This is a genomic window from Paenibacillus sp. Leaf72, assembly GCF_001422685.1.
Taxonomy (GTDB): domain Bacteria; phylum Bacillota; class Bacilli; order Paenibacillales; family Paenibacillaceae; genus Pristimantibacillus.
Genome location: NZ_LMLV01000034.1, coordinates 321,762 through 334,051, shown reverse-complemented (window position 1 = coordinate 334,051; position 12,290 = coordinate 321,762). Strand labels below are relative to the sequence as shown.

The following is a 12,290-nucleotide window of genomic DNA, read 5'->3' as shown; positions in this document are numbered from 1 at the left end:
AGCTACATTTACCTTTCTGAAAAAGTATACGGCCCAAACTCAAAGGAGTTTGGGCTAAATTTGTAGCATAACGTAATTAGTTTGATGAGCACAGCGTGTTCTTCATTATGTGTCAGGATCTATAGTCGAATATCCTCAACCCGTTCTATCGGTAGACTGTCGGTTGTCATCTCGATAGCTTCTAATGGATCGTTCATGCGGAGAGTACCGAAGCTCAAGCCAGTTAAGGCCTCTATGGACGAAATTTTCACCTGGAACGTTCGAAACGGAGCGATGGCGGCGGCCTCTAGATTGCTGATCAACTCTTTTTGCGATAGCAGGAATGCGACAGCGTCCAGTTTGCCGTCCTCCATAACGACAACGACTACCTTCCAGAATTCCTCCGGCAGCTTGATCCCACGGTAAGCCTTATCCTTGTCGCGGAAGACGGGACCTGTAAAGACAGTTGCTTTCATATTCATATTCTGAACGTGATTCAAGATATGATCCTCAAGTCCTAACCACAAATTCTTCCCTTGGTTTAGCTGCTCATGCTGAGGAGAACAGTTGGTAAAGTGGAACGTATCTTCGTTGGCGACAACAGCAATCGCATCCGTTCCCCATATCGGATCGCGCCTGCGTACTAGATGTCCTCGATCCAACGGATTGTTTTTATACAGCTCATTACCGATTTGGAACTGCTGATCGATTCTTGGATCGAATCGCCATTTGTCCGAACGGCCGATATTGCCTTTTAACTGCTTCCCGTCAATATTCACAACCGTATAGAAGGCTAATCGGCGCGATTTGCTCATAACGATGGAAAAATGCGTGTAATTCAAGATATGCCCGCCACCTCGAATGAGTGGTGCCGCATCCTGCATTAAATCATCACGCAGATCAGGGAGCGGAACCGCAAAGCTATTACCAAGAAACTTGGGGTCGTATCCCGACATCTGCTCGAATCGTTCAAGCGCGAACGACTCGGCTACAACGGACTCATCGTCATCATTACTCTGAACCGAACTAGGACTTGAGTCCGCAGACGCTCCTTCGCCCCCGACCTTGCTGAGAAGTTCGCGCTGCGCATTAGTTAACACAGACTTTTGTGTGTCGATATCGGCTAAGATACTGCTAACGCGAACCCCTTCGTTAGCGATGAATTGTCCATCGTGATTCGGATCAGGAACGCTGGAGTGGTGAAGCGCAATGACTTGCCATTGATCGTTGAAAACGGTTGAGCCGGACGAACCTGGCTCCGTATCGGCGGAGTAATGAATAAAGTTATCCAGTATATCCGTAATCTGATTTTCCCTCAATACGACTGCTTTGAAGTCCCCTTTTGGATGCTGGATTATGGACACGTATTCGCCAAGCAGCGCTTTGCCTGTTTGCTTGATTAGGGGCAAAAAACCGAACTCCTGAATGTCTACACCTTCCGCTGACATTCCTTGTATAGCAACAAGGGTGTAATCCAGATCCTTATTCGTGATATACAATTGGTTTGGAGACAGCTGAAATTCCTGTACCGTTCGCGGGTTAAAGTTCTCGTCCACTTCGTAGTTGAATTGGGCCCTGCTGGATAAAGCATAATCCTTATCGGGAAGAACGTGATTGTTTGTAAGCAGCAGATTAGGAGCAACCATGAAGCCTGTTCCGAAGCCTTCATTGCGTCCGTTCCCATCCTTTATAACTATACGGCATATTGATTTGGCCACTCGAAGGCCCTTCTCCAGATAATGCAAGGGGAATAAATCGTTATTGCCAATGAGTCGTTCCAGCGAGAGATTGTCGCGGTTATCAAGCATGGCCTTTCTGGCATTGACCCGTTCGGGCTCATCCACCTCAAATGGAGTTTTTACATACAATTGACTAAGATGGCCTTCCCTGATCGGTATACGATCGATATAACGCTGCAACGCCAGTTTCTGCTGCTCTGTTAGTTCGCTCTGACTCGTTTCGTTTTTATTCGTCACTAAGATGGACATGATTTGATCCCTCCGGTTTTATTGATAAGATTTAGTGTGTATCTAGATGTGAGCTATGGGAATCGCTGTTCATGGCTGCGGCCGCTACATCAGGTTTAAGGTAAGCCGCATCATCCGATTGAGGAGATCGCCGGCCAAGCGGATACATCTGTCCTATAAACCGTTTATCCGTATCCGATAATTTGGTATTCCATCCAATTTCATAATTGCCTATCGTTAGTTCGTTCGGTACAGGATATTGCATAATGGATTGAGGATCATGCGGAGTAAAAGCGAACCCTTCGGCTGGATGCTTCGCCAATACGTTATGATCAACTACTGGCTTAGACCATCCTCTATCTTCATAGTACTTATAAACGGCTTTAACATCCCAAGGAATGTTAGCTGCTGGACTCGACTGTTCATGAGATATCCCAATACAATGACCGAACTCATGCATGACAACACGGGAAAATTCCGACTCGCGCGTACTTTCATTAAATCCTTCAAAATTCATCGTTGCTTCGTTTTTCGGAATACTCAGATTATCAGTTCCGATGTATGACCAGTGTCCATCTTGCTTAAATGAAATTCGAATCTCGGCATCAGGGTCGTTGCCAAACGAGAACTTAATATTCGCAAATTGACTCCATTGGTTAGCATATTGTTTCACTTTTTCATGAACAAATGGCAAACCGCCCATGAATCGGACACGTAGAGTACGACCATTACTCCATTTTTTACTAACCTCAATTGCCATTTCCAAATTTTCGACTTCGTTTGAGTTTTTGGACGCGTTCTCCGGATTTTCCAGTATAGCCAATCGAGCTGAATCAATCATTTGATCTTCAGATAGTTTTTTCTCAACGCAATGCATCAAAGTTAGGTTCATCACACAAGCAGCTCCTTTTAAAATGGAATTGAATCTAGGGTATAGAATGTACAGATGATTGTTTGATTATTCGAGCCCCCAATGGATCAGGCGTTATTCCTGTTCGCTTGGGATCTATGGGGTAAGCGTAAAATAGCCCCGTCTTCTATATATGTGAGAGCTATTTACACTACTATTTGGTTACTAACACCTTGCAGGTTATCAGTACGGAAGATAACCATAGCAAATAAGGCTCGAGTGTTTCTGGATTTTGAACATCCGGAATATTTGGTAGTTTCTGGAACGGATACTTCAAATATTCAAACGAATGAAGTCCGTTTTCCTTCGCTGTCTCGATGATGCTGTAGATCGCTGCACAACGCTTCAGGCGGTTGGTCTAAATCGTTGGCTAAGCACAAGTCCAATTTTAAGACAGAGGTTTAAGACTATTGATGAAGTACAGTATTATGGATCAGGTTTAATAAATATGATGGATTCTGCACTGAAACACTCAATTGGGAGCAATCGAGGGGGTTACATTTTGTAAATAGATTAAAGTATTTAACCATTGACAAGAAATAGATTTGTAGGTTATAGACTTTGGACTGAAGTTATAATCGAAACCCCTGTTATTTCAACTAAGGACGAGAGCACTGAATTGATCCTAAGTCGGATTTAACCACACGTACTGTTGTAGCAGGTGAACAGCTTTATGTGATTTGTTGAAAGAGCTTAATTCAATTGAGATATCGAGCATCACTAATGGAAAAGCACTTATTAAGCAAGAATTTCTGAGTCCCCCTGTGTCATAATAATCAAATCTTGCGTCGCACTTCGTAGGTATTGCATACTCCCTTGAAAAAACATACCCCCTTAAATGCAAAAAACACCCAAAATCCGCCAAAACAGCGATTTCGGGTGTTTTTTGCCTTGCCCTTTTACTACTTAATATACACGCTGCCGAAAGGCAGCACTTCACGCAGCAATCGCTTGAAAAAGCCATCGTTTTGCAGCGGATGCTCCAGGTCTTTCCCATGCGATCCAGTCTGAATAAGGACAGGGCCGCTGCCGGTTATTTTCCACTGGACGTTCATGTTCTGGCTCGCCAGCTGATTGCCGTAAACGGCAAGCTGGATGCTCGCATTGGCGGGATAAGCGACGAGCGAGCTCGTATTTACAAAAAGCGGGCGCTCCTTGTCCAACTGGAGCACCGCAATGTCGCCGCTTGTGATGACGCCAAGCTCGCCGGGGCCGGAGAAGCGCATCCGCACCAGCTCGCGGGTGATCCACACATTTTTCATTTTTTGAATGACGCTTTTGAGCTGCATGCCGTCTGTGAAATAGAGCACGTGGCGGTAGTCGAACAGCAAATCGCTTTCCGGTCCGATGGGGATCGTCTCCAGCGAGCAGCCCGGCGGCAAGCCGATAATAAATTCGGAGGGGCCGCTCAGCAGGGCGCGCACCCATTTCTTTTTGCGATAGACGCCTGCCAAATTCATAAAACGATCCTCGCGCTGCTGCGGTGCGCCTTGGTAAGCAATAATCGCTCCCGGATGGAGCACATGGAGCTTGTCCGCTTCCTGAAGCGTCACCTTCACATGTCCAATCGGCGCGGGGGAGGTTGCTTTCATCCGCTACACTCCTCTGCCGACATGCTTCTGTTTGCGCCAAACGAGATAGCGCCAAACGCGAAGGGAAAGAATATAGGCGAAAATAATAATCATAATGATGATTGCTGTATTGATGAGCTTTTGCGTAAAGCTGGCTTGCTTCTGCTTGATTTGCTCCATTTCTTGTATAAGCGCGTTGTTCTGTTCCATTAGCTGCTCGTTGGTTTTGCGGAACTGCTCGTTCTGCTGCATGAGCTCCTCTTGCCTGGCTGCGTATTGCTCTGCACTTTGCAGCGATTCGGTGAGCTGCTCCTTCTGTGCATCAAGCTGCTGCTTGGCATCCATATATTGCTGCTCCAGCGCGTCGATTTTTTCGGGGGCGGAGAAAATGCCCTTTATGTTGCTCCACATGCCTGCTTCGGCAACCTGATGCGGAAATAACAGAAATAGCAAGGACATGAATAATAGAGTAGAAACAAGGAATGGCGCTTTTGGCAACGTTGATCCCTCCTCAGATATTGCGATAGCTTTAGTGTAGCTTCTTTTTTGCCCATTTGCTAGATTGGCTGGACAAGTTTATCGAAAGAACGATTTTTTTCGACAGCATCCATGCGGGCAGCAAAGCAATCTAAAGAGTTATACGACATTAAATGAGGATTGGTAACGATAGAAAATAATAGAATTACAATTTTACTAGGATGTTTATGCAAACTTCAATATATCGAAGCTTGGTTTTTTAGGGAAGGAGTTGTCTCCACGATATAAGTATGTTAAAATACCAATTAACCAAACATCCTATGTTTGATAAATAGATGAAATGAGGACTGACGTATGCTTCAGAAAACAAATCGATTGACGCTGGTCGAGCAAGTCGCATTGCAAATGGAAAGACAGATCGAGTCCGGCAAGTGGGCTGTGGGGATGCGTATTCCGGCCGAGCCGGAGTTGATGGTCGAGTTGAATGTTAGCCGCAATACATTGAGGGAAGCCGTTCGGGCTTTGATCCACGCGGGACTCTTAAAGACGAAGCAAGGGGACGGAACGTACGTCAGCTCTTCGAGCGCGCTGGGAGTGGTGCTGCAAAAACGAATTATGCGCTCCGATACGCTGCAGACGTTGGAAGTCCGGCATGCACTCGAACGCGAGGGAGCCCATCTGGCTGCACAGCGTAGAACGGACGAAGAGGCGCGCGAGCTTCTTCTCCAACTGGAACGCTGGGAGGGGGCGGCAGCACGCGGTGACATGGATGCCATTGTTACGGAGGATATCCGTCTTCACCAAGGCATCATCGCGGCGTCTCATAATGAAATCTTGATTGAATTGTACAACCATATCGCGGACGCGTCACAAGATTCGATTACAAGCTTGACTCGTTATGAAGCCGATGGGGATTTCTTGGAGATGCACCGGCAATTGGTTCAAGCGATTGTCGATCAAGACGCCGATCGTGCCGTGGCAACGGTTCACCGTTATATTGCGGAATCGAAAGCAGTTCTTGAGGTCAAAGGAGGCGAGCGGCTATGAGCGTAACAAGCGATACGAAGTCAATGATGGCGAAGAAGTCTTTGTCGCTGGGTTGGCCGATCATCCTCGGCATCGTCCTGATCGCACTGACCATGCGGTCGCCGCTAACGTCGGTAGGCCCATTGGTCGGCTCGATTCGCGAATCCCTCGGACTGTCGAATGCTGCGGCAGGTCTGCTCACTACACTGCCGTTGCTTGCTTTCGCGCTGCTTTCACCGTTCGCACCCTTTCTGGCACGCCGCTTGGGGGCGGAGCGGACCCTGCTTTATGCGCTGGTTTTACTCATGGCGGGTATCGCGATCCGTTCGTTGACCGCAACCGCTTCGTTGTTTGCAGGCACTGCTTTGATTGGGCTGGCGATTGCGGTGTGCAACGTGCTCATTCCAAGTTTGGTCAAACGGAATTTTGCTCATCAAGTCGGCCTCATGACCGGCGTGTACTCCGTGTCAATGAATTTATGCGGGGCAATCGCATCCGGTGTCAGTGTTCCGGTCGCCCGTGACCTCGGTTTCGGCTGGAATGGCGCGCTCGGCATATGGGGCATACTCGTTCTGTTGGCCGCGCTGTTCTGGTTGCCTCAAGCCCGGGCGAGTCGGGCGGCTGTTGGGGCAGCGACGAGCGGTGCATCGAAGCGTGGAAGTCTGTGGCGTTCGCCACTGGCATGGATGGTTACGATTTTTATGGGGATGCAGTCTCTCTTGTTCTATGTGCTGATCGCTTGGATGCCTGAAATCATGTCAAGCCGGGGCTTGAATGAAGACAGCGGCGGCTTGCTGCTGTCGCTGTTTCAGATGGCCGCGCTGCCCGTTGCGTTCATTGTGCCGATCGTGGCGGGACGCATGAAGAACCAACGTTTGCTGGTCATCATCATGTCGGTTCTGTTGTTTGTTTCATTGGGAGGTCTTTATTTCGGAGGAAATGCGTTCATTTCGTTGTGGACCGTTTTACTCGGAATTGGCGGAGGATGTGCGTTCAGCTTGGCCATGATCTTTTTAAGCTTGCGCACGAAAGATGCCTTCGATTCCGCTGCTCTTTCCGGCATGTCGCAATCGGTTGGCTATTTGCTGGCGGCAACCGGACCGATCTTGTTCGGTCTGCTTCATGATATTACGGCAAGCTGGAAGCCCCCGCTGTTGCTGCTGCTTGTCGTTAGCGCTCTGCTGCTCCTGTCCGGCCTCGGCGCCTCCAGAAATCGCACGGTATAAGGCACATGAAAGAAAAAACAGACCCAAACAACTCCGTGAATGAATGAGTGGATGAATGGATGAAGAAAAATAGGCAGAGCAGCGTCAGCCATCTCCCAGGTCAGCCGGAATACCATTCGCAAAGGGTTGCGCAAACTGGAAGACTCTATACCCGGCTGACGGTCAAAGTCATTCACGAATTGCAGATTCGCGAGAACGGCTATACGAAGGAAGAACTGCCCTCGTTTGATTGAATGTGTCTACTATTTTTTTGAGTCTGCCTAAGCGGACAGGAAATCCGCTATTGCCCTCATTATCCCATCAAAATGGCGAAAAGCAGCGCATTAGCGGCTCCTGAGTCCGCATAAGGTGCCATAACCCATGATTTTGCTAAAATAGCTGCTGCTGTGTCCGCCAAGTCGATCCAAGTACAGGAAGCAGCTATTTTGCCTCTAGAGTATTCCTAGCACACAACAGCTTATCGCGTTTCCAAGCAAGGCAGCTCAAGCTCGGCGGTGAGTCCGGCTCCAGGCCCGTTAGTTAACGTCAGTCGCCCGTGATGGGCTTTGGCTATTCGGAAAGCCATTGGCAGCCCTAGACCATGTCCGGAAGGTCTGGCATATTTTCGATTTGCGGAAAAAGGCAGCTCCAGCACATCGGCCAGCTCTTCCGGCGGGATGCCTCGTCCATTGTCTAATACGATGAAGCGGCACGTATGCTTGTCGGCCGCAAGCTCTGCTCGCAGCCTGATGTCGCATCCCTGTGGATTATGGCGGATCGCATTGTGGACGAGATTGGTCATGGCCCGCAGCAGCAGACGCTCGTCCCCGTATATTTGGGCGGTTTCGTTTATGTCGTCCATTTCGAGCGTAAAGCTGGGCTCAAGCCCCGCATTAATCATATCGGATGCCATCTGGCGAGTCAGTGCGGCCAGCCGCAAAGCCTTTGGAGTGAGCGGCTGCATTTCATACTCCAGCATGGAAACGAGATTCAAGTCGCTTACTAAGGTGCGCAGCTTCTCTGCTTGATAACGAATAATACCCGCATGCTTTCGCTGCAACGGTGGAATTTCTTGATGCTCCTCCAGCTCGCTGGCATAGCCGAGCACCATGGAAAGCGGGGTGCGAATGTCATGGGAAATGCCAGCGATCCAGTTGGATCGCGCTTCATCCCTGCTTTTGAGCGAAGCATTTTTCTGATGCAGCAGCGATGAGGCATGGTTGACAGACTGGGCAAGGTCAGCGAGCATTCCCTTGGGCTCAAGCTGCACCTCCTGATCCGCGGCAAGCGCCTGTATGCCCTGCGTCAGCGGGCGGATGGAAAGCAGGAGCCGGGAACCGATCAGCAGGGCGACAATCAGCACCAGCACAAGGTTCCCTATGAGTAGGAGCAGGGCGCGCAGCGGCAAATTTTTGACCCAGTCGATCGGCAGTATATGCTGGTATTTGACAAGGCTGTCCTTCGGATAGCCAATCACAATAAGTCCGTCTGCATGCTCCCACACAAATACGGGATAATCCATCAAGTAGCTCATGGAAAGCTTGGCGACATCCGTCAAGCTATAATGTGCAGGGAGCTCTTCGGGCAAGCTGTGCCCCCATGTGACCTGCCCCGCCGAGCTAATTAACATCGCCCACACCTGCTGGTCATCCAGCCGTGCCGCCGTTTCGGCCTCAAGAACATACCCATTATTCGATGCCTTCAGCCCTTCAGCCGTATGCCGCACAACCGCGGCTGGCGAACTCCCCTCGACCGTCCCTGTACTAACCCAGATGAGCAGCAGCAAAAAGTTAAGCACGAGCAAAGAGAGCGAGATGAGCATCGTCGCCCCAATAAAACGCTTTAAAATACGAACGGTGCCTCCCATTACTCCTCCCCCTTGACTAGCAGCTTATACCCCAAGCCGCGAACGGTCAGCAGATGCTCAGGATTGGAGGGCAGCTCTTCTATTTTTTCACGAATGCGGCGAATATGAACCATTAAGGTATTTTCATACCCATAATAATCATCGCTCCATACTGCTTGGCAAAGAGCATCATTGGTCACAATGCGGTTCCGGTTTTCATAAAACTTGGTTAGCAGAACAAGCTCTTTAGCGGTTAAAGAAACGTCCTCGCTGGACGTCCGCACAACGCCGCTTTCCAAATCAATAACACGGGGCCCCAGTTGAAAAATAGGGCGCTGCTCCTGGCGGAACGGTGCATATACTCGCCGTAAAATCGCGCTCAAACGCAGCAGCAGCTCGCGCGGCAAAAAAGGCTTCACCATATAATCGTCGGCGCCCAGCCCAAGGCCGAGCAAACGATCCTCATCCTCTCCTCTGGCAGAGAGAAACAGCACAGGAACGCTTGAGAAGTGCCGCAGCGACTTGAGCAGAGAGAACCCGTCCCCGTCAGGCAGCATAATATCCAAAAGGACGAGGTCCGGCTTGGCCGACCTAATGGTACGCAGTGCCTCCGCGCAGGTAGCTGCCTGGAAAATGCGGGTAAAGCCTTCTTTACGTAAAAAACCTTCGACCATTTCCCTCAAATCGCTCTCATCATCGACGATGAGCAGCTTTTTATGTTTTAAGTCTTCCATATTGTTCATCACCCATTTTTAGTATACCTTGCTTTTGCTGGTTTTGGAGCGTGACGGGCCGCCATTGGCCCGATTTAAGGCTGGCGTAAGGTTAGCTTCAGTTTACAGCAAGGCGGCATCGTTATGCTTGATTGACAAAATCAAGATTGGAGTGAATGACGATGCAAGCGATTGTATCTACCCGCGGCCTGTCCAAACGATACGGCAGCAGCTATTCCGTCGAAAAGCTCGATTTATCGGTGGAAGAGGGAGAGATTTATGGCTTTCTTGGGCCGAACGGAGCCGGGAAATCGACGACATTAAAAATGATTCTTGGGCTCGCCCAGCCGACGGAGGGCAGCGTGACCGTATTCGGCAAGGAGCTGGCCAAGCACCGCCGTCTTATTTTAAGCCAAACGGGCTCTCTAATTGAATCCCCTTCCTACTACGGACATCTGACGGGCCTAGAAAACATGCGCGTCGTGCAGCGGCTGCGGAATATGCCTGGCAGTCATGTGCGGGAGGCGCTAAAAATTGTCCGGCTGGAGCAGCAGCAGCATAAAAAAGTATCGCAGTATTCGCTGGGCATGAAGCAGCGTTTAGGCATCGCGATGGCGCTGCTGGCTTCGCCTAAGCTGCTGGTGCTGGATGAGCCGACGAATGGGCTTGATCCGGCAGGTATCGGTGAAATCCGCGAGCTGATCAAATCTTTGCCGCAGCGCATGGGAATGACGGTGCTAATATCCAGCCATCTTTTGTCGGAAATCGAACAGATCGCCACCTCGGTAGGCATTATCCATCAAGGTAAAATGCTGTTCCAAGGCAAGCTGGATGAGCTGCGAAATGAAAGCCTGCCGACGATTGCCTTTAAGACGAGCCAAAATCCGATGGCGCATTCGCTGCTCGCTGCCCAAGGCTTTGCGCCGATTTTACAGGATGGCTTCCTGCGGCTGCGTCATCTGACAGATGCCCAGATAGCGCGAATTAATAAGGACCTGCTTGCCGCAGATATTGACGTGCTGCGCATCGAAGAGCATAAAAAAAGCTTGGAGAGCCTGTTTCTCGAATTGACGGGAAAGGAGCGCAGCCTATGATTCGCTCGATTTGGCTGGAAGGCTACAAGCTGCGCCGAAGATACGTCGGGTTGACGGTACTGCTGATGATTGGGGTGGAAATGGGGTGGGCGTTTATGGCAACAAGCATGTCCATCGCCCGCAATCCTGATCAGGCTAGCTGGGAGCCGCTTATTGCGATGACGGCATCCTTGAACGGTCTGTTTGCCCCTATTCTCGCAGCGATCTGCGTATCGCGTATTTGTGATATAGAGCATAAAGGCAATACGTGGAAGCTGCTGCTTTCCATGTCTGTCAAGCGGGAGAGGTTATATGCTGCCAAATATGGCTGTGTGGCGCTTATTTTGCTGCTTGCCTGTTTTGTGCAAGTATTGGCGCTAATCGGCTTCGGCAAAATAAATGCTTTTGAAGAAGTGGTGCCTATTATACTGCTCGGACGCTTGCTTGCTGGAACGATGGCTGCCCACTTGGCTGTCATTGCCCTGCAGCAGTGGTTATCCATGGCGCTTAAAAATCAGGCCTTCGCGCTATGTCTCGGTATGCTTGGCGGGTTCATTGGCATGGCTGCTGATCTGTTTCCGAGTGCGATAAGGCCATTGTTCATTTGGTCGTATTATTCGGGACTTAGTCCGGTTGCCCAGAGCTATACGGATAATCAGCTTGAATTTATAGCACGTGATTTAGGGGCGGGGCTTCCGTTGCTGGGGCTGCTGCTATTCATGGGGTTGTTGATCTATGGAGCAGGCCGATGGCATATATCCAGGCAGGAGGTGTAGAGAATGTTTATGCTAAAAAGGGTAGTTCCCGCTGAATGGCTGAAGCTGCGCCATTCGCATCTATGGATCGTATTGATAGCGCTGCCGATCGTCAGTATTCTGATGGGCTGCGGTAATTTTTATATGAATCAGGGTGTCCTGCAAAATGGCTGGTATAGCTTATGGTCGCAAGTCGGGCTGTTTTATGGCGAGTTTTTCTTTCCGGTGCTGATCGCTATTTGTTGTGCCTATCTGTGCAGACTGGAGCATTCAGGTAAAAACTGGAACATGATGATGACAGCGCCGATTCCGGTTGCCAGCATTTTTTGGGCCAAGCTTTTTACAGCAAGCATGCTGACGGCTTTTGTACAAGTAGTGTTTGTCCTGCTGTATATAATAGGGGGCACGATGGTTGGATTAAGCCTCTCCGAATTGCCGGGAGAATTATTCGGCTGGCTGGTGCGGGGCTGGCTGGCTGCTGTTACGATCAGCAGCTTCCAATTGCTGCTGTCCATGCAGATACGCAGCTTTGCCGTCCCCGTAGGAATCGGGCTAGGGGCAACTTTTCTGGGACTGGGCATGTATGTAGCGAAGGCCGGGCTGTTTTTTCCGCATTCGCTGCTGACGATTGGAATGGGCGTGCTTAGCCCGGAGAGTTTGCCGCCTCTGCAGCAGCTAACGGTTGTGATTGTGAATTTGCTTTATACAGCTGCATTCAGCGCCGGTGCCATTTACCGAATGCGAACGGCTGACGTTTCGGCATAAAGC

The 12,290-nt window shown here is 49.8% G+C and carries 13 protein-coding genes; 6 read left to right on the top strand and 7 right to left on the bottom strand.

Annotated features, from left to right (window positions below):
- Positions 1-119: 119 nt before the first annotated feature.
- The 5 genes from ASF12_RS30765 to ASF12_RS30750 all read right to left on the bottom strand — a co-directional run bounded on the left by ASF12_RS30765 (position 120) and on the right by ASF12_RS30750 (position 4,925).
- Positions 120-1,967, bottom strand: coding sequence for a DNA/RNA non-specific endonuclease (locus ASF12_RS30765; protein WP_056042770.1), 1,848 nt, complete (start codon positions 1,965-1,967; stop codon positions 120-122).
- A 31-nt stretch (positions 1,968-1,998) separates the two neighbouring features.
- Complete coding sequence (locus tag ASF12_RS30760; protein WP_063892692.1) at positions 1,999-2,838, bottom strand: matrixin family metalloprotease; 840 nt, start codon at positions 2,836-2,838, stop codon at positions 1,999-2,001.
- 172 nt (positions 2,839-3,010) lie between these two features.
- Positions 3,011-3,133, bottom strand: coding sequence for a hypothetical protein (locus tag ASF12_RS36730; RefSeq protein WP_442952564.1), 123 nt, complete (start codon positions 3,131-3,133; stop codon positions 3,011-3,013).
- Positions 3,134-3,758: 625 nt separating this feature from the next.
- Positions 3,759-4,448 carry an AIM24 family protein gene (locus ASF12_RS30755; RefSeq protein WP_056042767.1) on the bottom strand — a complete coding sequence of 230 codons (690 nt, stop codon included), beginning with the start codon at positions 4,446-4,448 and terminating at the stop codon, positions 3,759-3,761.
- 3 nt (positions 4,449-4,451) lie between these two features.
- A complete protein-coding gene (locus ASF12_RS30750; protein WP_056042766.1) occupies positions 4,452-4,925 on the bottom strand; it encodes a hypothetical protein in 474 nt (157 codons plus the stop codon).
- 333 nt (positions 4,926-5,258) lie between these two features.
- On the opposite strand from ASF12_RS30750, the gene ASF12_RS30745 reads away from it, so the two are divergent.
- Genes ASF12_RS30745 through ASF12_RS34885 form a run of 3 tightly spaced genes read left to right on the top strand, consistent with a single transcriptional unit; the run spans position 5,259 to position 7,389 of the window.
- Positions 5,259-5,951, top strand: coding sequence for a FadR/GntR family transcriptional regulator (locus ASF12_RS30745; RefSeq protein ID WP_056042764.1), 693 nt, complete (start codon positions 5,259-5,261; stop codon positions 5,949-5,951).
- Entirely contained in the window at positions 5,948-7,156 is a 1,209-nt protein-coding gene (locus ASF12_RS30740) for a CynX/NimT family MFS transporter (RefSeq protein ID WP_056042761.1), read from the top strand. Before ASF12_RS30745 ends, ASF12_RS30740 begins: the two co-directional genes overlap by 4 nt.
- 59 nt (positions 7,157-7,215) lie before the next feature.
- Positions 7,216-7,389 carry a hypothetical protein gene (locus tag ASF12_RS34885; RefSeq protein ID WP_155973601.1) on the top strand — a complete coding sequence of 58 codons (174 nt, stop codon included), beginning with the start codon at positions 7,216-7,218 and terminating at the stop codon, positions 7,387-7,389.
- A 224-nt stretch (positions 7,390-7,613) separates the two neighbouring features.
- Here ASF12_RS34885 and ASF12_RS30735 read toward each other — a convergent pair whose 3' ends face one another.
- Together ASF12_RS30735 and ASF12_RS30730 are read right to left on the bottom strand one after the other, a co-directional pair.
- Positions 7,614-9,002, bottom strand: coding sequence for a sensor histidine kinase (locus ASF12_RS30735; RefSeq protein WP_056042759.1), 1,389 nt, complete (start codon positions 9,000-9,002; stop codon positions 7,614-7,616).
- On the bottom strand, positions 9,002-9,715 hold the full coding sequence (locus ASF12_RS30730; RefSeq protein ID WP_056042758.1) for a response regulator transcription factor: 714 nt from the start codon (positions 9,713-9,715) through the stop codon (positions 9,002-9,004). Before ASF12_RS30730 ends, ASF12_RS30735 begins: the two co-directional genes overlap by 1 nt.
- 155 nt (positions 9,716-9,870) lie before the next feature.
- Here ASF12_RS30730 and ASF12_RS30725 point away from each other — a divergent pair, with 155 nt between their 5' ends.
- Genes ASF12_RS30725 through ASF12_RS30715 form a run of 3 tightly spaced genes read left to right on the top strand, consistent with a single transcriptional unit; the run spans position 9,871 to position 12,287 of the window.
- The gene (locus ASF12_RS30725) at positions 9,871-10,788 is read left to right on the top strand and encodes an ABC transporter ATP-binding protein (protein WP_056042756.1); all 918 of its coding nucleotides are present in this window, start codon (positions 9,871-9,873) and stop codon (positions 10,786-10,788) included.
- Positions 10,785-11,543, top strand: a complete 759-nt coding sequence (locus ASF12_RS30720) for an ABC transporter permease (protein ID WP_056042754.1) — start codon at positions 10,785-10,787, stop codon at positions 11,541-11,543. Before ASF12_RS30725 ends, ASF12_RS30720 begins: the two co-directional genes overlap by 4 nt.
- 9 nt (positions 11,544-11,552) lie before the next feature.
- On the top strand, positions 11,553-12,287 hold the full coding sequence (locus tag ASF12_RS30715; protein WP_056043015.1) for an ABC transporter permease: 735 nt from the start codon (positions 11,553-11,555) through the stop codon (positions 12,285-12,287).
- The last annotated feature ends 3 nt before the right edge of the window (positions 12,288-12,290 follow it).